The organism is Streptomyces sp. CoH27 (assembly GCF_020181035.1).
GTDB lineage: Bacteria > Actinomycetota > Actinomycetes > Streptomycetales > Streptomycetaceae > Streptomyces > Streptomyces camelliae.
Genome location: NZ_JAIQYY010000023.1, coordinates 115,069 through 137,983, shown reverse-complemented (window position 1 = coordinate 137,983; position 22,915 = coordinate 115,069). Strand labels below are relative to the sequence as shown.

General features: G+C 70.0%; 21 protein-coding genes and 3 pseudogenes. 18 read left to right on the top strand and 6 right to left on the bottom strand.

The window, feature by feature from the left end; all coding sequences use genetic code 11:
• Nucleotides 1-39 precede the first annotated feature (39 nt).
• From LE548_RS33820 to LE548_RS33775, 10 genes and pseudogenes are all read left to right on the top strand, one after another.
• Complete coding sequence (locus LE548_RS33820) at nucleotides 40-975, top strand: carbohydrate ABC transporter permease (RefSeq protein WP_225100833.1); 936 nt, start codon at nucleotides 40-42, stop codon at nucleotides 973-975.
• Nucleotides 972-1,859 (top strand): carbohydrate ABC transporter permease, encoded by an 888-nt coding sequence (locus LE548_RS33815; protein ID WP_225100832.1) that lies wholly within the window; start codon nucleotides 972-974, stop codon nucleotides 1,857-1,859. Before LE548_RS33820 ends, LE548_RS33815 begins: the two co-directional genes overlap by 4 nt.
• Complete coding sequence (locus LE548_RS33810; protein ID WP_225100831.1) at nucleotides 1,856-2,995, top strand: Gfo/Idh/MocA family protein; 1,140 nt, start codon at nucleotides 1,856-1,858, stop codon at nucleotides 2,993-2,995. Before LE548_RS33815 ends, LE548_RS33810 begins: the two co-directional genes overlap by 4 nt.
• Nucleotides 2,995-3,378: pseudogene (locus tag LE548_RS33805) on the top strand (DUF6807 family protein); the annotation flags it as partial. The gene LE548_RS33810 and the pseudogene LE548_RS33805, both read left to right, overlap by 1 nt.
• Nucleotides 3,377-3,851: pseudogene (locus LE548_RS33800) on the top strand (glycoside hydrolase); the annotation flags it as partial. The pseudogenes LE548_RS33805 and LE548_RS33800, both read left to right, overlap by 2 nt.
• Nucleotides 3,852-3,924: 73 nt before the next feature.
• On the top strand, nucleotides 3,925-5,265 hold the full coding sequence (locus LE548_RS33795) for a sugar ABC transporter substrate-binding protein (RefSeq protein WP_225100830.1): 1,341 nt from the start codon (nucleotides 3,925-3,927) through the stop codon (nucleotides 5,263-5,265).
• A 20-nt stretch (nucleotides 5,266-5,285) separates the two neighbouring features.
• A complete protein-coding gene (locus tag LE548_RS33790; RefSeq protein WP_225100829.1) occupies nucleotides 5,286-6,083 on the top strand; it encodes a rhamnogalacturonan acetylesterase in 798 nt (265 codons plus the stop codon).
• An 85-nt stretch (nucleotides 6,084-6,168) separates the two neighbouring features.
• Nucleotides 6,169-7,464 (top strand): polysaccharide lyase family 1 protein, encoded by a 1,296-nt coding sequence (locus tag LE548_RS33785; RefSeq protein ID WP_225100828.1) that lies wholly within the window; start codon nucleotides 6,169-6,171, stop codon nucleotides 7,462-7,464.
• Nucleotides 7,465-7,552: 88 nt separating this feature from the next.
• Complete coding sequence (locus LE548_RS33780) at nucleotides 7,553-8,692, top strand: pectinesterase family protein (protein WP_225100827.1); 1,140 nt, start codon at nucleotides 7,553-7,555, stop codon at nucleotides 8,690-8,692.
• 23 nt (nucleotides 8,693-8,715) lie between these two features.
• Nucleotides 8,716-9,825 carry a chondroitinase-B domain-containing protein gene (locus LE548_RS33775; RefSeq protein ID WP_225100826.1) on the top strand — a complete coding sequence of 370 codons (1,110 nt, stop codon included), beginning with the start codon at nucleotides 8,716-8,718 and terminating at the stop codon, nucleotides 9,823-9,825.
• Nucleotides 9,826-9,913: 88 nt separating this feature from the next.
• Here LE548_RS33775 and LE548_RS33770 read toward each other — a convergent pair whose 3' ends face one another.
• Nucleotides 9,914-10,372, bottom strand: a complete 459-nt coding sequence (locus tag LE548_RS33770; protein ID WP_225100825.1) for a hypothetical protein — start codon at nucleotides 10,370-10,372, stop codon at nucleotides 9,914-9,916.
• Between the two features lie 189 nt (nucleotides 10,373-10,561).
• On the opposite strand from LE548_RS33770, the gene LE548_RS33765 reads away from it, so the two are divergent.
• Together LE548_RS33765 and LE548_RS33760 are read left to right on the top strand one after the other, a co-directional pair.
• Complete coding sequence (locus LE548_RS33765) at nucleotides 10,562-11,359, top strand: HAD family acid phosphatase (protein ID WP_225100824.1); 798 nt, start codon at nucleotides 10,562-10,564, stop codon at nucleotides 11,357-11,359.
• 125 nt (nucleotides 11,360-11,484) lie between these two features.
• Nucleotides 11,485-11,613: pseudogene (locus LE548_RS33760) on the top strand (pectate lyase); the annotation flags it as partial.
• Between the two features lie 23 nt (nucleotides 11,614-11,636).
• Here LE548_RS33760 and LE548_RS33755 read toward each other — a convergent pair.
• Both LE548_RS33755 and LE548_RS33750 read right to left on the bottom strand, forming a co-directional pair.
• Entirely contained in the window at nucleotides 11,637-12,479 is an 843-nt protein-coding gene (locus LE548_RS33755) for a hypothetical protein (protein ID WP_225100823.1), read from the bottom strand.
• Nucleotides 12,476-13,045, bottom strand: a complete 570-nt coding sequence (locus LE548_RS33750; protein WP_225100822.1) for a SigE family RNA polymerase sigma factor — start codon at nucleotides 13,043-13,045, stop codon at nucleotides 12,476-12,478. Before LE548_RS33750 ends, LE548_RS33755 begins: the two co-directional genes overlap by 4 nt.
• A gap of 259 nt (nucleotides 13,046-13,304) precedes the next feature.
• Between LE548_RS33750 and LE548_RS33745 the strand changes: the two genes are divergently transcribed.
• Nucleotides 13,305-14,702, top strand: a complete 1,398-nt coding sequence (locus tag LE548_RS33745; RefSeq protein WP_225100821.1) for an NCS2 family permease — start codon at nucleotides 13,305-13,307, stop codon at nucleotides 14,700-14,702.
• Nucleotides 14,703-14,705: 3 nt separating this feature from the next.
• On the opposite strand, the gene LE548_RS33740 is transcribed toward LE548_RS33745, so the two are convergent.
• Together LE548_RS33740 and LE548_RS33735 are read right to left on the bottom strand one after the other, a co-directional pair.
• Nucleotides 14,706-16,163 carry a penicillin-binding protein 2 gene (locus tag LE548_RS33740; protein ID WP_225100820.1) on the bottom strand — a complete coding sequence of 486 codons (1,458 nt, stop codon included), beginning with the start codon at nucleotides 16,161-16,163 and terminating at the stop codon, nucleotides 14,706-14,708.
• Between the two features lie 94 nt (nucleotides 16,164-16,257).
• Complete coding sequence (locus LE548_RS33735) at nucleotides 16,258-17,031, bottom strand: IclR family transcriptional regulator (protein WP_225100819.1); 774 nt, start codon at nucleotides 17,029-17,031, stop codon at nucleotides 16,258-16,260.
• A 173-nt stretch (nucleotides 17,032-17,204) separates the two neighbouring features.
• Between LE548_RS33735 and LE548_RS33730 the strand changes: the two genes are divergently transcribed.
• The 5 genes from LE548_RS33730 (at nucleotide 17,205) to LE548_RS33710 (ending at nucleotide 21,874) form a co-directional block, all read left to right on the top strand.
• Nucleotides 17,205-18,734 carry an aldehyde dehydrogenase (NADP(+)) gene (locus LE548_RS33730; protein ID WP_225100818.1) on the top strand — a complete coding sequence of 510 codons (1,530 nt, stop codon included), beginning with the start codon at nucleotides 17,205-17,207 and terminating at the stop codon, nucleotides 18,732-18,734.
• A 45-nt stretch (nucleotides 18,735-18,779) separates the two neighbouring features.
• On the top strand, nucleotides 18,780-19,388 hold the full coding sequence (locus LE548_RS33725; RefSeq protein WP_225100817.1) for a DUF1349 domain-containing protein: 609 nt from the start codon (nucleotides 18,780-18,782) through the stop codon (nucleotides 19,386-19,388).
• A gap of 35 nt (nucleotides 19,389-19,423) precedes the next feature.
• Entirely contained in the window at nucleotides 19,424-19,930 is a 507-nt protein-coding gene (locus LE548_RS33720; protein WP_225100816.1) for a GNAT family N-acetyltransferase, read from the top strand.
• 76 nt (nucleotides 19,931-20,006) lie between these two features.
• Entirely contained in the window at nucleotides 20,007-20,726 is a 720-nt protein-coding gene (locus tag LE548_RS33715; RefSeq protein WP_225100815.1) for a DsbA family oxidoreductase, read from the top strand.
• Nucleotides 20,727-20,821: 95 nt separating this feature from the next.
• A complete protein-coding gene (locus LE548_RS33710) occupies nucleotides 20,822-21,874 on the top strand; it encodes an aminotransferase class V-fold PLP-dependent enzyme (RefSeq protein WP_225100814.1) in 1,053 nt (350 codons plus the stop codon).
• A gap of 149 nt (nucleotides 21,875-22,023) precedes the next feature.
• Here the strand turns inward: LE548_RS33710 and thpD are convergent, their stop codons facing one another.
• Nucleotides 22,024-22,911 carry an ectoine hydroxylase gene (thpD, locus tag LE548_RS33705; protein WP_225100813.1) on the bottom strand — a complete coding sequence of 296 codons (888 nt, stop codon included), beginning with the start codon at nucleotides 22,909-22,911 and terminating at the stop codon, nucleotides 22,024-22,026.
• Between the last annotated feature and the right edge of the window lie 4 nt (nucleotides 22,912-22,915).

Here is a 22,915-nt window from a genome sequence, read left to right as displayed (position 1 = left end):
TAGCCGCTGCAAGTGCCCCACTGCGAACGGAGAACAGTCATGGCCCAAGCCGCAGCCGTGGCGAAACCGCCCGCGCCACCCCGGCGGCGCCGTGCCTCCGCGCCCCCGCGCAGGCTGCCGTACCTGCTGATCGCCCCGGCGGCCCTGCTGATGCTGGGCTTCATCGCCTACCCGGTGCTCAGCGTCTTCTACTACAGCCTGCAGAAATACAACCCGACCAAGCCGTGGCGGAACGGCTTCGCGGGATTCGGCAACTTCACCCAGATCTTCGCCCACGACCCCCAGTTCTGGGACACGCTGTCCTTCAGCGCCAAGTGGGTCGTGGTGGAAGTCGGGTTGCAGTTGCTGTTCGGCCTGGCGCTGGCGCTCATCGTCAACCAGACCTTCGTCGGCCGGGCGCTGGGCCGCGCCCTGGTCTTCTCGCCCTGGGCCGTCTCCGGCGTGCTGACCTCCGCGATCTGGGTGCTGCTCTACAACTCCCAGACGGGCATCACCCGCTACCTCGCCGACGCGGGCATCGGGTCGTACGGCACCAGCTGGCTGTCGGACACCTCCACCGTCTTCCCGGCGGCGGTCGTCGCCGACCTGTGGCGGGGTGTGCCCTTCTTCGCGATCCTCATCCTCGCCGACCTCCAGTCCGTCTCGAAGGACCTGTACGAGGCCGCCGAGGTCGACGGGGCGAGCAGGATCAAGCAGTTCTGGCACATCACCCTGCCTCATCTGAAGGACGCCATCGTGCTGTCCACGCTGCTGCGCGCGGTGTGGGAGTTCAACAACGTCGACCTGCTCTACACCCTGACCGGCGGCGGCCCGGCCGGCGAGACCACGACCCTGCCCCTCTACATCGCCAACACCAGTGTCAACGCGCACAACTTCGGCTACGCCTCCGCGCTGACCACGGTGGCGTTCGTGATCCTGCTCTTCTGCTCGATCGTCTATCTGCGGCTGAGCAAGTTCGGAGGTGAGACCAAGTGATCACCGAGATCGCTCCCGCGGAGGACAGGCGCGTGGCGCCCGAGCCCGCCCGGCCCCGCAAGCGGCGGCGCGCCTGGGACGAGGTACCGCGCCGGCAGATCTATGTCCCCTTGTCGATCTATCTCCTCTTCACCCTGATCCCCTTCTACTGGATCCTGCTCTTCGCCCTGCGCCCGGCCGGCTCCACCTCGCTCGTGCCGTGGCCGATGACCTTCGAGCACTTCCAGAAGGTGTGGACCGAGCGCAGCTTCGGCACCTACTTCACCAACAGCGTCTACGTCGGCCTCGCCACCCTGGTGCTGACCACCGTCGTCGCCCTGGCCGGCGGCTACGCCCTCGCCCGCTTCGACTTCAGGATCAAGCGCGGGTTCATGCTGGCCCTGCTGTGCTCCCAGTTCGTGCCGGGCGCGCTGCTGCTGGTCCCGCTGTTCCAGATCTTCGCCAAGCTGTCGATGATCAACTCGCTCGCGAGTGTCGTCATCGCCGAGACCGTCTTCCAGCTGCCGCTGTCGATGATCCTCATCAGCGGGTTCATCCGGAACGTGCCGTACTCCCTGGAGGAGGCCGCCTGGGTGGACGGCTGCAACCGGATGACCGCCTTCCGGATCGTCGTCCTGCCGCTGCTGCGGCCCGGGCTGATCGCCGTCGGCTCCTTCGCCTTCGTGCACGCCTGGAACCACTTCCTGTTCGCCCTGATGTTCCTGTCCGACCAGAGCAAGCAGACCATCCCGGTCGGCCTCAACACCCTGATGAGCGCGGACAGCGTCGACCTCGGCGCGCTGGCGGCGGGCGGCATCATCGCGGCCGTACCCGTCGTGATCGTCTTCGCCTTCATCCAGAAGTGGCTGATCACCGGCTTCAGCGCGGGGGCGGTGAAGGGATGACACTGCCGATCGTTCTCGCGGGCGCGCGCGGTCACGGCCGCTGGCACCTCGACAACATCCGCCGGCTCCAGCGGCGCGGCCTCGTCCGGCTCGCCGGGATCTGCGAGCTGACCCCGCTGGCCCCGCACGAGATCCCCGACGGCCTCGGCACACCCGAGCAGTCCGCCGACTTCGGTGCGCTCCTCGACGCCACCGGCGCCCGGATCGCGGTCGTCTGCACCCCCATCCCCACCCACACCGACCTCGCGCTCACGGCGGCCGCCCGGGGTGCGCACCTGCTGCTGGAGAAGCCGCCCGCGCCGTCGTACCCGGAGTTCCGGCGCATGGCCGACGGGGTGGGCGCGGCGGGCGTGGTCTGCCAGATCGGGTTCCAGTCGCTCGGTTCGCACGCCGTGCCCGCGATCCGGCGGCTGCTCGCCGAGGGCGCGATCGGCGAGATCGTCGGGGTCGGCGGCGCCGGCGCCTGGGCCCGGGACGAGGCCTACTACCGGCGCGCCCCCTGGGCCGGCCGGCGCCGCCTGAACGGCACCGACGTGGTCGACGGAGTCCTCACCAATCCCCTCGCGCACGCCGTCGCCACCGGTCTCGCCCTGCTCGGCACCACCCGCGCCGAGGACGTCACCGGCATCGAGACCGAGCTGCGGCGGGCCAACGACATCGAGTCCGACGACACCTCCTGCGTCCGCGTGAGCACCCCGCGCGGCCCGGTCACCGTCGCCGCGACCCTGTGCGCCGAGGAACCGGGGGAGCCGTACGTCCTGGTGCACGGCGGCAGCGGCCGGATCACCTTCTGGTACAAGCAGGACCGGGTACTGCTCCAGCGCGCCGGGCACGGCCCGGAGGAGACCGAGTACGGCCGCACCGATCTGCTGGAGAACCTGGTCGAGCACCTCACGGCCGGTGCGGAGCTGCTGGTCCCGCCGGACGACACCGGCGCCTTCATGCGGGTCGTGGAGGCCGTCCGCACCGCCCCCGACCCGGCCCCGCTCCCGGACGGCGCCTGGCGGCGGCTGCCCGCCGAGGACCGCCGGATCGTGCCCGGCATCGACGCACTGGTCGCGGCCTCGGCCGACACCCTCGCCCTCTACTCCGAACTGGGCGCTCCCTGGGCCGTACGGAACGAGGTGAGCCGCTGATGACCTCCCCCGACACCCTGGTCCTGCGGGCCGTGGGCCGCCCGGTCGCCCGGTATGTCACCCGGCCCGAACTGCCCGCCCGGCTCTCCCCCCGCCCCTATCTGCACCCGGTCACCACCCTGGCCGGTACGGCGGTGACCGAGCTGAGCCCCGCCGACCACGCACACCACCTCGGCGTCGGTGTCGCCGTTCCCGACGTCGAGGGGCACAACTTCTGGGGCGGGCGCACCTTTGTCCGCGGCCAGGGGCCGGCCGAGCTCGACAACCACGGCGCCCAGCGGCACAGCGCCTTCCAGCTGCGCGATCCCGACGGCTTCCTGGAGGAGCTGCGCTGGGTCGCCGCCGGGGCGGAGCTGCTGCGCGAGCGCCGTACCGTATCCGCGCTCGGCCGACGCCCACGACCCGCGCAGGCTCCCGAACCTCCTGACCCAGCGGCTGCCCGGCCTGCCCTGCACGGTGGAGGTCGAGCTGCGGCTGGACACCGCCGAACCCGGGGCGCGGGCCGGACTCGTCGTCCTCGGGGACGCGTTCGGCTGGATCGGGCTGGAACGGGCGGTCGACGGCACGGTCCGGCTCGTGCACCGGTTCGCGGAGGCTGTCGCCGACCTGGAGCGGGACGCCGGGGTGTCCTGCCCCGCGCCCGAGGGGCGGGCCCGGCTGCGGATCGAGATCGGCGCCGGGGCGCGCTGCCGGTTCGGCTACGACGTCGGGGACGGCCCGCGCCGCTCCGGTCCCGTCTTCGCGGCCACGCCCTGGCTGGGTCGGTGCCCTGCTCGGCCTGTTCGCCGTCGCTCCCGAGGGACCGGGGCACGCGGGGGCGGCGACCTTCACCCGGTTCCGGATCACGTCTTTGTAGTCCGTCCTCTTTGTAGTTCTTCGTAGTTCTTCGTTCTTCCGCACTCTCCTTCGATGATGAAAAGAGCCGACGTATGAAGAGCAGAAGCATCCGCAGAAGCAGGCGTGCCGTCATGGCCGTCGCCGTGGGTTCCGTCGTCGCGCTGACCGCGACCGCGTGCGGCGACAACGGCAGCGGCAGCGCGGGGGACAAGGGGGACGAGGGGTCCGGGAAGGGCACGATCACCTTCTGGGACACCAACGGCGGTGTCCGCACCGACATCTGGAAGCAGATCATCGCCGACTTCGAGAAGAAGTACCCGGACATCAAGGTCGACTACGTCGGCATCCCGGCGGCCGGCGCCCAGTCGAAGTACGACACCGCGATCCAGGGCGGCGGCCTGCCCGACGTGGGCGGCGTGGGCACCGCGATGCTCGCCGAGGTCGCGGCCCAGAACGCGCTGGAGCCGCTGGACTCCCGGCTCTCGAAGAGCGCCCTCAACGGCAAGCTGAACCAGAACCTCATCGACGTCAGCAAGGCGGCCGGCGGCGACAACACGCTCTACCAGGTGCCGACGTCCGCGAACAACGGCACGCTGTGGTACCGGACCGACCTGTTCAAGAAGGCGGGCCTGGCCGCGCCGACGACCTGGTCGAAGTTCTACGAGGCCGCCGACAAGCTGACCGACAAGGGCAAGAACGAGTTCGGCTTCACCCTCCGCGGCGGTGCGGGATCCATCGCCCCGGCCCTGGACGCGGTGTACGGCCAGACCGGCATCACCTCGTTCTGGAACGGTGACAAGACCACCGTCAACGATCCCAGGAACGTGGCGGCGCTGGAGAAGTACATCGCGCTCTACAAGAAGGACACCCCGTCCGCCGACATCAACAACGACTTCACGAAGATGGTCGCCCAGTGGGACAGCGGCACCATCGGCATGCTGAGCCACAATCTCGGTTCCTACCAGGACCATCTGAAGGCGCTCGGCAAGGACAAGTTCCGGGGCGTTCCGAACCCCACGATGGACGACGGCACGCGCGTCCAGGTGTCCAACCCGGTGGACGGGCTGAGCCTGTTCAAGTCGAGCAAGAACAAGGCGGCCGCCTGGAAGTTCATCGAGTTCGCCGTCTCGGCCGCCGAGAACTCCAAGTTCAACCAGTCGGCGGGGCAGGTGCCGGCGAACACGGACGCGGCGAAGGACGCGTGGATCCAGCAGGCCGAGCCCACGAAGCTGGCGGCCGAGGCACTGAACGGGGCCGACACGAAGATCGTCCAGCTGCCGTACTACCTGCCCGACTGGAACACCATCTCCAAGTCCGACAACGAGCCGAACTTCCAGAAGCTGCTGCTCGGCAAGCTGAGCGCGAAGCAGTTCCTGGACACGCTGGCCGATCAGCTGAACAAGGCTCAGGCGGACTGGAAGAAGAATCACTGACAGCCTGAGAAAGGACCGTCGTGTCCCTCACGCGCAGACAGGCCGGCCTCGCCGCCCTCGCCTCCGTTCCCCTCGCACTCTCCGCCGGCGGCCTCGCCCAGGCCGCCGGGCGGTCCCGCACCCTCTATGTCGCCGGTGATTCGACGGCGGCGCAGAAATACGCCGACGAAGCACCCGAGACCGGGTGGGGAATGGCACTCCCCTTCTTTCTGAGGAGAGACCACAAGGTCGACAACCGTGCGATGAACGGCCGGAGTTCGAAGAGCTTCGTCGAGGAGGGGCGGCTCGACGCGATACTCGCCGAGATCCGCCCCGGGGACCTCCTTCTCGTCCAGTTCGCGCACAACGACGAGAAGGCCACCGACCCCACCCGCTACACCGAGCCGTGGACGACGTACCAGCAGTATCTGCGGCTCTACCTCGACGGCGCGCGGGCCCACGGGGCCCGGCCCGTCCTCGCCACCCCGGTCGAGCGCCGCCGGTTCGACGCCGACGGCAACGCCGTGCCCACCCACGGCGAGTACCCGGCGGCCATGCGGGCGCTCGCGCGGGAGGAGGGCGTCCCGCTGCTCGACATCGAGGCGCTGTCGCTCGCGCTGTGGCAGCGGCTCGGGATGGAGGAGACGAAGGTCTACTTCAACTGGACCGCCACCGAGCAGGACAACACGCACTTCAACCCGCCCGGCGCCATCGCCGTGGCCCGGCTCGTCGCGCAGGAGCTGCTGCGCACCCGGGTGCTGGCGCCGCATGACGTCGTACGGCTGCACGAGGACATCCCGGCGTCCTGGATCACCTGGCCGCCGGCACCGCAATCCTGACCGCTTGCCTCTCATATCGAGTCATATCGAGGAGACCCGCACAGTGCGTACACAGAAATGTCATGGACGTGTCATAGTAACGCTGGTGGGCTGCACGGCCCTGGCCCTCGCCGTCACCGGCACCACTTCCGCATCCGCATCCGCCTTCGCCCAGCCCGGTCTGCGGGCCGGCCTGGACCGGCAGGTGCTGCCCGCGAACGACGGCTGGGCGGCGGACGGCTCGGGGACCACCGGCGGTGCCGCCGCCGACTCGGCGCACGTGTACACCGTCACCACCTGGGACCAGTTCAAGGCGGCCCTCAAGGACGGCGGCAGCGCACCGAAGATCATCCGTGTCCAGGGGACCATCCGCGCCGACGAGCCCAGCTGCGGCTCGTTCGCCGTGCCCGGGTACGACTTCGCCACCTACCTGAAGACCTACGACCCCGCGGTGTGGGGCCGTACCAAGAAACTCGACGGCGAGCCCGCCGACAGCCCCGAGGGCCTGCGCCGCGCCTCCGAGGCCGACCAGGCCGCCTACGTCGAGGCGAACGTCCCGGCCAACACGACGATCATCGGCATCGGCAAGGACGCCGGATTCCAGGGCGCCAACCTGGTGATCAAGGGCGTGGACAACGTCATCGTCCGCAACCTGCGCTTCCAGAGCGCCCTCGACTGCTTCCCGCAGTGGGACCCGACCGACACCGCCGTCGGCAACTGGAACTCCGAGTACGACGACGTGACCGTCTACGGCGCCACGCACATCTGGCTGGACCACAACACCTTCACCGACGGCGACCACCCCGACAGCTCCCTGCCGTCCTACTACGGGCGGATCTACGAGCAGCACGACGGCGAGATGGACATCGTCAAGGGGTCCGACCTCGTCACCGCGTCCTGGAACGTCTTCGCGGACCACGACAAGACGACCCTCATCGGCAACAGCGACGGCGCCGCCACCGCCGCGATCGACCGGGGCCACCTCAGGGTCACCCTGCACCACAACCTGTACACGAACGTGCTGGAGCGCGCCCCGCGCGTCCGCTTCGGCAAGGTCGACTCCTACGACAACCACTTCGTCGCGGGCGGCACCGACTACGTCTACAGCTACGGCATCGGCATGGAGTCCCAGATCGTCGCCGAGCACAACGCGTTCACCCTCCCGGACGGCGTCCAGGCGGGCACGATCCTGAAGAAGTGGAAGGAGGCGCCGATCACCGCCGACGACAACTACGTCAACGGCGTCCCGACCGACCTGATCGCCGTCCACAACGCCCAGGTGCCGAGCGAGATCCTCCAGTCCGGCGCGGGCTGGACCCCGACCCTGCGGACGAAGGTGGACCCGGCCCAGGCCGTGCCGGGCATCGTCGACCACCAGGCAGGCGCCGGCCACCTGTGCTGAACCGCCGGCCGGGGCGCGCACCCCACCGCCCCGGCCGCCTTCGCCCTCCCGCTTCCCAGAGCCGCACGCACCGCGAAGGAGCATGACCATGCCCTCGCCCCAACTCCCCCTGTCCAGAAGGGGTTTCCTCACCGTGAGCGCCGGGGCCGCCGCCGCACTCGGCCTCGTCGGCCTCGGTACCGTCCCCGCGCACGCCGCCGGGGCGCCGGGCCCGTTCGGCCGGTACGGTTCCCCGGCCCGCCGGCTGACCCCGCAGACCCTGTACGTCGACCCGCAGGGCCGGGGCGACTTCACCGGCGTCCAGGCCGCAGTGACCGCCGCCACCGGCACCGGCCGCACCCTCGTCCTCGCCCCCGGCACCTACCGCGAGACGGTCGCCGTCGACGCCACCCGTACGGAGATGACCTGGATCGGCGCCACCGAGGATCCCCGGGACGTCGTGATCGTCTACGACAACGCGGCCGGCACCCCCAAGCCCGGCGGCGGCACGTACGGCACGACCGGCTCGGCCACGGTGACCGTCCAGCCCGCCGGTTTCACGGCCCGCTGGATCACCTTCGCCAACGACTGGCTGCGCGCCGACCACCCCGGCATCAGCGGCACCCAGGCGGTCGCGATCAAGGTGCAGGGCGACCGCAGCGCCTTCCTGTACTGCCGTTTCCTCGGCCACCAGGACACCCTGTACGCCGACTCCATGGCCCTCACGGCCTTCGCCCGCCAGTACTACGCCCACTGCTACGTCGAAGGCGACGTCGACTTCGTCTTCGGCCGGGCCACGGCGGTGTACGAGCACTGCCACTTCCGCACCCTCGACCGGACGGACGTGCCCGCGCCGCCGTACGGCTTCGTCTTCGCGCCCTCCACCGCCGTGGCCAACCCCCGCGGCTACCTGGTCGTACGCGGTCACGTCAGCAGCGCGGCCCCGGACGCGGCCTACAAGCTGGCCCGGCCCTGGGTGCCCGGCTCCGACACCACGGCCCGCCCGATGCTCACCGTCCGCGACACCTGGCTCGGCCCCGGCATCGACGCGGTCGCCCCCTACACCACCATGTCGGACGCCTACCCGTGGCAGTCCATGCGCTTCGCCGAGTACCGCAACACCGGGCCCGGCGCGGTGATCACCGTCCCCGCCGACCGGCCCCAGCTCACCCCTGCCGAGGCAGTGCGGTACACCCCGGCCGCCTACCTCGGCGACTGGAATCCCCGACACCACAGCCGCTCGCTCTGAGCCGACGAAAGGACCCGCACGTCATGCGTCGCATCAAGAGCACATTCCTCGCACTCTCCGTGGCCGCCGGCGGGCTCGGCCTGCTCGCCACGCCCGCACACGCCGCCACGGTCGTGGTCAGCAACTCCACGGACCTGGCGAACGCCATCAAGAACGCCACCGCCGGAGAGGTCATCCAGGTCCGCGGCGGCACCTACTACCCGACGGCCACCCTCCAGTCCACGGCCAACGGCACCTCCTCCGCCCCGGTCACCCTGACGGCGTACGGCTCGGAGACGGTGAAGATAGACGGCTCGTCGCTGCCGTCGGGCTCCTGGATCTTCAAACTGACGGCCGACTACTGGAACGTCTCCGACATCACCTTCCAGAACGGGCCCAGCCACGCCGTCGTCTGCCAGTCCTGCACCGGGACGTACTGGAACAACGACAAGACGATCGACAACGGCGACTCCGGCTTCACGCTGACCGGGGACGGCACGGTGAACAACACCGTGAAGAACCTGGACAGTTACGGCAACTACGACGCCGCCACGCACGGCCAGAACGCCGACGGAGTCGCCATCAAGTTCGGCTCGGGCACCGGGAACCTGGTCACCGGAGCCCGGCTCTTCAACAACTCGGACGACGGCATCGACCTGTGGTCCTTCTCCTCCCCGGTGACCATCGAGCACACCTGGTCCTTCGGCAACGGCAAGAACCGCTGGGGCGACAGCGCCTTCGAGGGCAACGGCAACGGGTTCAAGCTGGGCGGCAACGGCGTCACAGTCGCCCACGTCGTCAACAACTCCGCCGCCTGGGACAACTCCGGCAACGGGTTCACGGAGAACTCCAACACCGGGTCGATCGTCATCAACCGCACGACGGCCTACGCGAACGCCAAGTGGGGCTACTACTTCGCGACCAGCTCGGCGAAGCTCGGCAAGAACCTGGCGGTCGGCAACGGCAGCGGCCTGGTCAGCAAGGGCTCCAACGTGACCTCGGCCGGCAACAACTGGGACTCCGGCATCTCCACCCCGTCCTTCATCTCCACGGACGCCACCACCGTCTACAACGCCCGCACGTCGGACGGCTCCCTGCCGGACACGACGTTCCTGACGACGGGCAGCACGACGATCGGCGCGACGATGAACTGACGGCCGGACGGCCGGCCGGACTGACGGACTGACGGACGGGACATGGCCGGCCGAGCCGGCCGTACCGAGGCCTCCGAGGCCGGCCATGTCACCCGGTGCTGCCCCACACCGCCTCCAGATCCTGGCACCGCACGGTGACGGTCGCGTCGGTCAGCTCGATCTCGTGCACACAGCCGCCGTCCTCGTCGGGAAGGATCTCGTCCAGGAGCACCGTGTCGACCGCCATCCAGTCGATGGAGTGCCGGTAGTCGACGGCGAAGTGCCGCACCCCCGAGTAGCTGATGCGCAGGCCCGAGTCGTGCTTCCACTTGTTGGGCGCGAAGTCCAGAACCAGCCTGCCGCTCTTGTCGGTGGCCGGCTGGATCCCGGCCAGCTCCAGATCCTTCACACAGCGCGTGGCACCCGGGATGTCGTAGTGCCCAGGATCGGAGACGAAGGCCCAGGCGCCCGAGGGCAACACGCCACGGAGGCTGGGCAGTTCGGCCAGGTAGGCCCTCGGGTCCAGAAAAAACCCGTGTTCCTGCCAGTGGACATCGACGAATCTCATGCCCACGATCCTCGCCCACCACAGCGCCTGGATCGAAGCCGGACTCGACAGCCCGCGCGGCTTGCCGTCCTGCGCGAGGGGCGGAACAAAGTATATCGATCGCGTAACACCCCTCGCCGGGCCGGGTGTTATGCGCGTAGACAGTCTCTGACCTGGTACGTCACTCCAACCACCAGATCCGGAGAATCCATGCGGAAGTCCCACAGAGCCGTCGCCCTCGGTGCCGCCTGCGCCCTCGCCGGCGTCGCGCTGTACGGCGCGGGCGCGGCCGGTGCCCGCCAGTCGACGGCGAACTCCACCCACGAGCCCTACAACATCGGGCAGTTGGTGAAGGACATCGACAGCTACTACGGCACCAGCCTCGACAGCAACGGTGTCTATCAGGCGTCCCCGGACAGCCCGTACGCCAAGGACCTGGCCGGGATCGACGCCGAGGCCAAGGCCTACATCGACAAGGCCGCGCGCAAGGCGCACCGGCACGGTGAGAAGCCGGCCGTGATGTTCGACATCGACGACACGCTGCTGCTCAGCCTGGACTACGAGAAGCGGTACAACTACACGTTCAGTTCCGCTACGTGGAACGACTACGTGAACCGAGCCGACCGGCCGGCGGTCTTCGGCAGCCCCGAGCTGGTCCGGTACGCCGAGTCCAAGGGCGTCGAGGTCTTCTACAACTCCGGCCTGAGCGAGGCGCAGCGCACCGCCGCCGTCGCCAACCTGAAGAAGGTCGGCGCCGATGTGAACCTCGACGCCGACCACATGTTCCTCAAGGACAAGGCCAACCCGCCGGCCTACCTGAGCGACTGCGCCACCCCGGGCACCTGGACCTGCACGACCGTGCAGTACAAGTCCGGCACCCGCAAGCACATCGAGGACGACCTCGGCTACGAGATCATCGCCAACTTCGGCGACCAGTACTCGGACCTGGACGGCGGCTACGCCGACCGGACGTACAAGCTGCCCAACCCGACGTACTTCGTCTCCTGACGGCCCCGCCGCTCAGCCGTACGTCCTGAGCAGCCGCTCGTACTCCGCCCCCGTCACCGGCAGCACCGTGCCGTGGCGGGGGCTCGCCGGCAGCGCGTGGTCCGTGGACTCGGTCCACTTGCCGCGTGGGTACGCCGGCCTTCACGTCGACCGACGCGAGTTCCGTGTACGGCGCCCGTGGCTCCGACGGCTCGCTGCCGGCCACGACGTTTCTGACGACCGGGTCCGGTGTCATCGGGGCGACCATGGATTGAGTCCGTGGGTCCGTCGTGGCCGGTCAGCCGTGCTGTGCGAAGTCGCCCTTCACCGTGTACGGCTTGCCGTCCGCGGTGCCCGTGATCGTGTAGCCGTCGCGCTTCGCGTCCCGGCCACCGCGCTCGTGGTTGTACTGCCCCGCGAACACCCACTCGCCCGCCGGGACCGTACGGCCCTCTTTGAGGGTCCAGGTGTAGACGAGGAAGCCGTCCCGCTCCTGCACCGTCTGTGTGAAGTCCGTCTCCGGCAGGGAGCGCCAAGCGCCCGTCGAGGACACTCCGCCGGTCTGGGCGACCTTCAACTCCACGGTGAGCGCGCTCAGTTGCTTCGAGGTCTTCAGGGTCAGATTGCTCTGCGCCCAGAAGTCGTTGCTGTGCGAGTCCACCGAGCCGTCCGACCACAGCGGGCCGTCCTGCTCGCTGTGGGCGACGGGCGGCTGTCCGGAGGCTCCCGGCGTGCGGGACGGCGAGGCACTCGGTGCGTGCGCGGAGTGCGTGCCGCCCGTGCCCGGGGCCGGACCGGAGGGAGCTGGTGGGCGCGAGGTCGCGTCCGGGGACGGCGTGGGCGTCGGCGAGACCGCCACCGTCTGTTCCGCGGGAGGCTTGTCCTTCACCGCGGACGCCACCGCGTACCCGCCGACGGCGAGCACCCCGGCGACCGCCGCCGTGGCCCCGACCACCCGTGCCCAGCCGAGCACCGGCGATCGCGTGGCCCGGTGGGCGGAACGGGTGACGCGAGCGGAGCGGGCGGGCGCGGCCATGCCGCGTTCCACGCGGGCCAGGATGCGCGCGCGGTCGGGCTCATGGGCCTCGGCCGCTTCGTGCAGCCGGGCGCGCAGCTCGTCGTGCACGTCCTGCTGCCTCATCGGTTCCGTCCTCCGCTCTCGCCGCCCCGGGTCGCCATCACCGCGTGCATCCGCCGCGGATCGCCCTGCGGGCCGAGCAATCTTTGCAGCTCGGCCATGCCCTTGGACGTCTGGCTCTTAACCGTACCCACCGACACCCCGAGCGCGAGCGCGGTGTCCTTCTCCGAGAGGTCGAACGCGTGCCGCAGCACCACGCAGGCCCGTTTGCGGAACGGCAGTCTGCGCAGCGCCTCCTGCACGTCCACCACCCCGGCCACGTCCGGGTTCTCGGTCTTCTCCTCGCGGTGCGACCAGAACAGCGCGATCCGGCGCCGTTCGCGCACCGCGCTGCGGATCCGGGTGCGGGCCAGGTTGGCGACCACGCCCCGGGCGTACGCCACCGGATGGTCGGCGCCGCGTACCCGGTCCCAGCGGTGCCACAGCGCCAGCAGCGCGTCCGCCGCCAGGTCGTCGGCGGCGTCGGACTCGCCGGTCAACAGGTAGGCCAGGCGGGAGAGTTCGGCGTAGTGCTGTTCGAAGAAGGCATGGAACTCCACGGAGGCGGCGTCGTCGACGACTGTGCCCACGGGCGTGACCTCTTCTCGATACGACTCGGGACGACTCTGTGAGTGTCATGCGAATGACATGCAGCCACCGGAGGGGGTGCCTCAGACGGAGATCCGGAAGCGTATCAGTGATCATTTGGTGAAGATGTACGGGGGTTCGGACGGTGTATGACCCGCCGAACCCGAATCCGTAACACGGAGAAAACCTGAACCGGGTTCAGCGGGGGAACAATCCAGCCAGCATCCGCACACCGCTCATCAGGCAACAAGGAGTTGGCCCATGTCCGTCGACGGGTACTTCAGAATCTCCGAACGGGGATCCACCATAGGCCGGGAGATACGCGGCGGCTTCGCCACGTTCTTCACCATGGCCTACATCCTTGTCCTGAATCCGATCATCCTGGGCAGTGCCAAGGACAAGTACGGGCACACGCTCGACACCGGCCAACTCGTCACCGCCACCGCACTGGTGGCCTGTGTGATGACGATCGTCATGGGTGTCGGCGGCAACCTCCCGCTCGCGATCGCCGCCGGCCTCGGCCTCAACGCCGTCGTCGCCTTCCAGCTCGCCCCGCTGATGAGCTGGCCCGACGCGATGGGCCTCGTCGTCCTCGAAGGCCTGATCATCTGCCTCCTGGTCCTCACCGGGCTCCGGGAAGCGATCATGAACGCCATCCCGAACCAGCTGAAGCAGGCGATCGGCGTCGGCATCGGCCTGTTCATCGCCTTCATCGGCTTTGTCGACGCCGGGTTCGTCAGCCGTATCCCGGACGCCGCCGACACCACCGTGCCGGTCCAGCTCGGCGCGGTCGGCCGGCTCACCGGCTGGCCCGTGCTCGTCTTCTGCCTCGGCGTACTGCTCACCATCGCGCTGCTCGCCCGGAAGGTGAAGGGCGCGATCCTCATCAGCATCGTGACGATGACCGTCGTCGCGATCGTCATCAACGCCGTCGCCCACATCAAGAGCTGGGGCCTGACCACGCCCAAGCTGCCGGACAAGATCGTCGCCGCCCCGGACTTCGGACTGATCGGTCACTTCAGCGTGTTCGGCGGCTTCGGCAAGGCCGGTGTGCTCACCGCCGTCCTGCTCGTCTTCACCCTGATCCTGTCGGACTTCTTCGACGCCATGGGCACGATCGTCGGCATCAGCGCCGAGGCCGGGCTGCTGGACGAGAAGGGACAGGTGCCCGGCATCGGCCGCGTGCTGTTCATCGACGGCGCCGCCGCCGTCGCCGGCGGTCTCGGCTCCGCCTCCTCCAACACCGCCTACATCGAGTCGGCGGCCGGCGTCGGCGAGGGCGCCCGCACCGGACTCGCCAACGTCGTCACCGGCGGCTTGTTCGGCCTGGCCCTCTTCCTCACCCCGCTGCTCACCATCGTCCCGCTCCAGGCGGCGGCGCCCGCGCTGATCGCGGTGGGCTTCCTGATGATGACCCACGTCAAGCACATCGACTGGGACCGCTACGAGATCGCCATCCCGGCGTTCCTCACCATCGCCGCGATGCCGTTCACGTACTCCATCACCGACGGGATCGGGGCCGGCTTCCTGTCGTACGTGCTCATCAAGTCGGTGCTGGGCAAGGCCCGGGAGGTCAACTGGCTGCTGTGGGGAGTCTCGGCGCTGTTCCTGGTGTACTTCGCCATCGATCCCGTCGAGCAGCTTCTCGGCGTGAAGTAGGCCTCAGCTCTTCAGGGCCGCCCGCATCATCGCCTTCGCCACCGGCGCCGCCAGCCCGTTGCCGCTGACCTCCGACCGCGCCGCGTCCGACTGCTCGACCAGCACCGCCACGGCCACCTCCTTGCCGGTGCTGTCGGACTTTCCGAACGACGTGAACCAGGCGTACGGCGTCTTGCTGTTGTTCTCGCCGTGCTGGGCGGTGCCGGTCTTGCCGCCGACGGTCACGCCGTCGATCTGCGCGTTCGTACCGGTGCCGTCCCGCACCACCGTCTCCATCGCCGACTGGAGCTGCTCGGCGGTGGAGGAGCTGACGATCTGCTTCGTGCTCGCGCCGGTGTCGTAGTCGTGCAGCACATCACCGCCGCTGTCGGTGATCCGCGACACCATATGCGGCGAGACCAGCTTGCCGCCGTTGGCTATGGCCGCGGACACCATGGCCATCTGGAGCGGGGTCGCGGTGACGTCGAACTGGCCGATGCCGGACAGGCCCGTCTGCGCCTTGTCCATGCCGGACGGGTACACACTGGCGTAGGCCCGCACCGGCACTTCGAGCGTGTCGTCGTTGAAGCCGAACTTCTCGGCCATGGCCTTCACCTTGTCCTGCCCGAGATCGACGGCCATCTTGCCGAAGACGTTGTTGCAGGAGTACTGCAGGGCCACCCGGATCGAGGCGTTCCCGCACGGGGCCGACGCGTTCTCGTTCGCCAGCGGACGCACCGTGCCCGGCAGGGTGTACGGGTTGGGGCTGTCGGTGTGCTCGTCCACGTTCTTGTAGAGCCCGTCCTCCAGCGCGGCCGCCGCCACGACCAGTTTGAACGTCGACCCCGGCGGCAGCGGCTGGCGCAGCGCACGGTTGGTCAGCGGCTTGTCCTGGTCCGCGGTGAGCCGCTGCCAGGCGGCCCCGGCCGTGTTGGCATCGGTGAGCGACGAGGGGTCGTACGAGGGCGTCGACACCACGGCGAGGATCCTGCCGGTCTTCGGGTCGATCGCGACGGCCGCGCCCTTCTTGTCGCCGAGGGCGTCGTAGGCCGCCTTCTGCACCGCCGGGTCGATCGTGGTGAGCACATCGCCCGGGTCGGCGCGCTCGCCGGTGAGCGTGTCCAGGACGGTCTTGAGCCTGGTGTCCGTGCCGTTGAGCAGGTCCTGGTAGATGCCCTCCAGCTGGGTGGGGGCGTAGGCCTGCGAGGCATAGCCCGTCACCGCGGCGTAGAGCCTGCCGTCCGTGTACGTCCGCTTGTACGCGAGGTCGCCGCCCTTCGTTCGCGTCGAGCCGGTGATCGCGTTCCCGGCCACGATGATGTTCCCGAGCGGCCGCGAGTACGTCGCGATCGAATTCCGCCGGTTGTCGTTGTCGTCCGCGAGGGCCTTGCCGTCGTAGAACTGCACCCAGGTCGCCCTGACCAGCAGAGCGAGCACGAGCAGCAGACAGAAGACGGACGCCCGCCTGATCGTCTTGTTCATCCCGGTCAGGAAGACGACCGGGAAGGGGCTGATCGTTCCCGTACGCCCGTTTTCTCATCGGACGCTCAGAAAGACCGGCCCCCGAGGTGTCCGGTCAGAGCCGGCGCGTCGCCAGCGTCAGCCGGTCGCGGGCGTCGAACAGCGCGTCCTTGATCATCTGCTCGTGGGCCGGAGTGAGCCGGGCCACCGGCACCGAGCAGCTGATCGCGTCCCGCGAGGGGGTGCGGTACGGGATCGCCACGCCGAAGCAGCGCAGGCCCAGCGTGTTCTCCTCGCGGTCGACCGCGAAGCCCTGCTCCCGCACCTGGTGCAGCTCCTCGATGAGCTTCTCGCGGTCGGTGATGGTGTGCTCGGTGAGGGCCGGGAGGGTCTCCGGGAGCAGCTTGCGGACCTGCTCGTCGGTGTAGCTGGCGAGGATCGCCTTGCCGAGGGAGGTGGAGTGCGCGGGCAGCCGGCGGCCGACCCGGGTGAAGGGGCGCAGATAGTGCTGGGACTGGCGGGTGGCCAGATAGACGACGTTCGTGCCGTCGAGGCGCGCCAGGTGGATCGTCTCCGTGGTGTCGTCCGACAGCCGGTCCAGCGTCGGGCGGGCCGCGGCCACCACCTCGTCACCGTCGATGTACGACGTGCCGACCAGCAGCGCCCGCACCCCGATGCCGTACCGCGTGCCCGTCGCGTCCGTCTCCACCCAGCCCAGCTCCACGAGCGTGCGCAGCAGCATGTACAGGCTGGACTTGGGGTACCCCACGGCCTCCTGGACCGCCGCGAGGGAGTGCATGCCAGGCCGGCCGGCGAAGTACTCAAGCAGCTCAACGGTCCGTACCGCGGACTTGACCTGCGCCCCGCCCCCTGCGTCGCCTGCCGTCATCGCCCTTGACCCCTTCGTTCGACGAGACCCGGATGTTCGAGGGCCCTGGATATTCAGGACCCAGATATATAGTCTCCGAGCAGCGAATTCATCATCAGAGACAGTGTTCAGTATATCGAACGCGGCTGATGGGTGACCCAGTTAAGCGCAGTCTCGTTTGGAAGGAACCCGCGGTGGCAGCAGCACCAGTCTGGAGTGTCGACCCGCGCACCGGGAAGCAGCGCGAGCAGGTTGCGGTGGAGGCCACAGCGCAGGAGGTGGACGCCACGGTCCGCGCGGCGGACGCCGCGCGCGGAGCCCTCGCCGACCGCACGGTCCGCGCCGCGTTCCTGCGTTCCGCCGCCGCGGGCCTGGAAGCGGCCAAGGACGGCCTGATCGAGACCGCCGACGCCGAGACCGCCCTCGGCCCGGTCCGGCTGACCGGGGAACTCGCCCGCACCGGCTATCAGTTGCGGGCCTTCGCCGACATCGTCGACGAGGGCGCCTTCCTCGACGTCGTCATCAACCACCCCGACGACACCGCGACCCCGCCCATCCCGGACCTGCGCCGCTACAAGGTCCCGCTCGGCGTCGTCGCCGTCTACTCCGCCTCCAACTTCCCCTTCGCCTTCTCCGTCGCCGGCGGCGACACCGCGAGCGCGCTCGCCGCGGGCTGCCCGGTCGTCGTCAAGGCCCACCCCGACCACCCGGCCCTGTCCGAGCTGGTCGCCAAGGTGCTGCGCCGGGCCGCCGCCGAGCACGGCATCCCCGAGGGCGTCGTCGGCCTCGTGCACGGCTTCGAGGCGGGCATCGAGCTGATCCGGCACCCGCTGGTCACCGCCGCGGGCTTCACCGGGTCGGTCCGGGGCGGCCGCGCGCTCTTCGACGCCGCCGCCGCGCGTCCGGTGCCGATCCCGTTCCACGGCGAACTCGGCTCGCTGAACCCGGTCCTGGTGACGGAGGCGGCCGTCGCCGAGCGCGCGGAGGCGATCGGCTCGGGGCTCGCCGGGTCCATGACGCTCGGCGTGGGGCAGTTCTGTGTGAAGCCCGGCCTGGTGCTCGTGCCGTCCGGCGCGGGCGGCGACCGGCTGGTGAAGTCCCTCGCCGACGCCGTCAGCGACACCGAGGCGGGGGTCCTGCTCGACCACCGCATGCGCGACAACTTCGTCGCCGGGGTCCAGGAGCGGGCCGCCCTGGCGGACGTCGACTCGCCCGTCACACCGGGCGCGGGCGGCGAGCACACGGTCAGCGCGGGGGTCCTCACGGTGCCGGCGGAGAAGCTGGCCGAGGAGGGGGCGTACGACCTGCTGCTGGAGGAGTGCTTCGGGCCGGTCACGGTCGTGGCCCGCTATGCCGACGAGGCCGAGGCGAAGGCCGTGCTCTCGCGGCTGCCGGGCAACCTGACGGCGACCGTCCAGGTGTCCGCCGAGGAGGCCGCCGGGCAGGGGCGGGGGCCGGAGCTGCTCGCCGAGCTCACGCCGCTGGCGGGGCGTGTCGTGGTGAACGCGTGGCCGACGGGTGTCGCCGTGGCCGCGGCCCAGCACCACGGCGGGCCGTACCCGGCCACGACGTCCACGTCCACGTCCGTGGGCGGTACGGCCATCGAGCGGTGGCTGCGGCCGGTGGCCTACCAGAACGCGCCCACCGCCCTCTTGCCTGCCGAGTTGAAGGACGAGAACCCGCTGGGTCTCCCCCGGAGGTTCAACGGGGTTCTGGAGCGGTGACGCCGCCCCCTCAGGCAGTTTCAGCACCCCTGCGATGATGGGCCGATGGACGTGGAACTTCCCGAACTCCCCTTCCCCCTGCGTACATACGGACCCGAAGGCCACTGGTCCTACGAGGGCGGTGTGCTGACCGGATGGGCCGGGGCCCGGCAGGACCGGTTTGTCACGCCTACCGGTGAGGCGCTCGATCCCGCCTCCGACGCGCCGCGGCTGCTGGGGGCGCCCGAGGGGGACTTTCAGCTGATCGCCCGGGTGACCGTGGGGTTCCGGGCGGCCTTCGACGCCGGCGTGCTGTACGTGCACGTCGGCGAGCGGGCCTGGGCCAAGCTGTGCCTGGAGTACTCCCCGGACGTGCCCACCGTCTGCACGGTGGTCACCCGGGGACACTCCGACGACGCCAACTCCTTCACGGTGGAGGGGAGTTCGGTGTGGCTGCGGGTCAGCCGGACCGGGCGGGCCCTCGCCTTCCACGCCTCCCGGGACGGCGAGCGATGGACCTTCGTCCGGCTGTTCACGCTGGGCGACGAGAAGGAGACCGGTGACGCGCTGGTCGGCTTCATGACCCAGTCGCCGATGGGGGAGGGATGCGTGGTGACGTACGACCACATCGAGTTCCGGCAGAGCTGGCCGCAGGACCTGCGAGACGGGAGCTGAGGAACCGGTACGGGAGCGGTCGCGTCCTCGGTGGCATGATCAACGACCGTGTGAGGGGCAGCCGCGTGATCCGCACCGCCCTGCCCGCCGAGGCCGAGACCATCGCCGCGCTGCACCACAGGGCGCGCTCGACGTACTACCCGGACGGCCTCCCGGACGACGGCATCGACTGGACCGCCACCTGGCGCGGCGCCGTCGAGCGGCCCGACGGGCAGGTGCTGTGCGTGGTGGCAGAGGGCGTGATCACCGGCATCGCCTCCTTCCGGACCCCGGACAACGGCCCGGCCGACACGGTCAAGCTCTTCCAGTTCCATGTCGCCCCCGACCACTGGCGCTCCGGCATCGGTACGGCCCTCCACGCCGCCTGCGTGGAGCAGTGGCGGGCCGACGGCCGACGGACCGCCGTTCTCGACGTGCACGTGGACAACCGGCGCGCCCAGGCCTTCTACGCCCGCCAGGGCTGGATCCCGGACCCGGAGAACCCACCGGCCGCGGGTGATCACCATCTGTTCCTGCGGTACGCCGTACGGCCCGGGGAATGAACCGCGCTGTTTGAACGTTCACGTACCGGTGGCGGAGAGAGCCTCCGTGCCCGTACGACCCGAAGAGAGCCGAAGAATGCGCGTCGAGATCTGGAGCGACATCGCCTGCCCCTGGTGCTACGTGGGCAAGGCCCGCTTCGAGAAGGCGCTCGCTGCCTTCCCGCACCGCGACGAGGTCGAGGTGGTGCACCGGTCCTTCGAGCTGGACCCGGGCCGCGCCAAGGGCGATGTCCAGCCGGTGATCACCATGCTCACCCGGAAGTACGGCATGAGCGAGGCCCAGGCCGAGGCCGGCGAGGACAATCTGGGCGCCCAGGCCGCCGCCGAGGGCCTGGACTACCGCACCCGCGGCCGCGACCACGGCAACACCTTCGACATGCACCGCCTGCTGCACTTCGCCAAGGAGCAGGGCCGGCAGGACGAGCTGATCCAGATCCTGTACCGGGCGAACTTCGCCGAGGAGCGGTCCCTGTTCACCGAGGGCGACGAGCGGCTCGTCGAGCTGGCCGTGGAGGCCGGGCTGGACGCGGAGGCCGTGCGTGCCGTGCTCGCCGACCCGTCCCGCTACGCCGACGACGTCCGCGCCGACGAGCGCGAGGCCGCGCAGCTCGGCGCGAACGGAGTGCCGTTCTTCGTGCTCGACCGGACGTACGGCGTCTCCGGCGCCCAGCCCGCCGAGGTCTTCACCCAGGCCCTCAGCCAGGCCTGGGGCGAGCGCTCGCCGCTGAAGCTGGTCGACCAGGGTGACGCCGAAGCCTGTGGCCCGGACGGGTGCGCGGTGCCGCAGCAGGGCTGAAACCGCAGGTCGGCGCGGATGTATAAGGGCTCCTAAGCGGATCCACGCAAAAATTCGCAATGGACGAGAGATGCCATGCCCCGCACAGTGGGGGCATGGAGACCTTCGAGAGCCTCGTCCGCGCCGAGTTCAGCCCGAAGAACACCTATCTCAACACCGCGAGCAGCGGCCTGCTGCCCGCCCGTACCGTAGCCGCCCTGCACGAGGCCGTCGCCATCCGGGCCGAGGGCCGTGCCCTGGACCCCCTGTTCGAGGACGTCGAGACCGCCCGCGCGTCCTTCGCCCGGCTGGCCGGAGTCCCGGTCACCCGGGTGGCGGCGGGCGCATCTGTCGCCTCCCAGACCGGACTGGTCGCCGCCGCCCTTCCTTCCGGCGCCGAAGTCCTCACCGCCGAGGACGACTTCACCTCCGTGATCAACCCCTTCCACACCAGGGGTGACCTCAAGGTCCGTGCCGTACCGCTGGAGCGGCTCGCCGAGTCCGTGCGCTCCGGCACCGCGCTCGTCGCGGTCAGCGCCGCCCAGTCCGCCGACGGCCGGATCGCCGACCTGCCGGCCCTGCGCGAGGCCGCCCGCGCTCACGGCGCCCGTACCTACGTCGACTTCTCCCAGGCGGCCGGGTGGCTCCCCATGGACGCCGGCGCCTACGACTTCACCGTCTCCACGACCTTCAAGTGGCTGCTCGGCCCGCACGGTGCCGCGTTCCTCGTCGTCCCCGAGGACTTCGGGGAGCTGACCCCGCTGCTCGCGGGCTGGGTCGCCGCCGAGAAGCCGTGGGACAGCTGTTACGGCCCGGTGGCCGAACTCGCCCACTCGGCAAGGCGGTTCGACGTCAGCCCCAGCCTGTTCACCTACGCCGGGCTGCGCCACTCCCTCGACCTCATCGAGGAACTCGGCGTCGACGCCGTACACGCCCATGACCTCGACCTCGCCGACCGCTTCCGGGCCGGTCTCGCCACGCTCGGCCACGAGGCGCTGCCCGCGCCCGGCTCGGCGATCGTCTCGGTGCCCGGACTGGGCGAGCGGCAGGGCGAGTTGAGCCGCGCGGGCATCGAGGTCTCCAACCGGGCCGGCAACCTGCGGGCCTCGTTCCACCTCTACAACACGCCCGCGGACGTCGACCGGCTGCTGAACGTCCTCGCCGGCTGACGACACGACCGGGCCGGGGCCTCCCGTCCCACACAGGAGACCCCGGCCCGGGGTTCACGGGGCTCTCAGCTCACCGGCGTGAAGTCCCTCGCCCCGATGCTGTGTCCGTTTGCCGCTGCGCGGCGGGCGGGCCGGTGGGTGGCGTGCGGTCACCGGACGGTTGTGAAGTCCCTCGCCCCGATGAACTCGGGCCTGCGCACCGGTGCCGCGAACGGCTCGACGGCCGTGTTCTCCACGCTGTTGAACACGATGAAGACGTTGCTGCGCGGGAACGGGGTGATGTTGTCCCCGCTGCCGTGCATGCAGTTGCAGTCGAACCAGGTCGCCGAGCCGGCCCTGCCGGTGAAGAGCTTGATGCCGTGGTCGCTCGCCATCTTGGTCAGCGCCTCGTCGGACGGCGTGCCCGCGTCCTGCATCTGGAGGGACTTCTTGTAGTTGTCCTTGGGCGTGGCGCCGGCGCAGCCCAGGAACGTGCGGTGCGAACCCGGCATGATCATCAGGCCGCCGTTGGTGTCGTAGTTCTCGGTCAGCGCGATCGAGACGGACACCGTGCGCATGTTCGGCAGGCCGTCCTCGGCGTGCCAGGTCTCGAAGTCCGAGTGCCAGTAGAAGCCGCTCGCGCCGAAACCGGGCTTGACGTTGATCCGGGACTGATGGACGTACACGTCCGAGCCGAGGATCTGCCGGGCCCGGCCGACCACGCGCGGATCCCGCACCAGGTTCGCGAACACCTGGCTGATCCGGTGCACTTCGAAGACCGAGCGGATCTCCTGCGACGCCGGCTCCACGATGGAGCGCTCGTCGGCCCGGACGGCCGGGTCGGCGACCAGCCGGTCCAGCTCCTGCCGGTAGACCTCGACCTCGTCGGGGGTGATCAGCTGGTCGATCGCGAGGAAGCCGTCCCGCTCGTACGACTGAAGGTCGGCGGTCGGGATCGGGCCGGGCGTGTCCGGGGAGCCCCAGACGACCGGGTCCTGGCGGGGGACGCTCACCTCGGTGGCGCCGCGGCTGGGGTACAGATCGGTCAGGGTGGTCATGTCT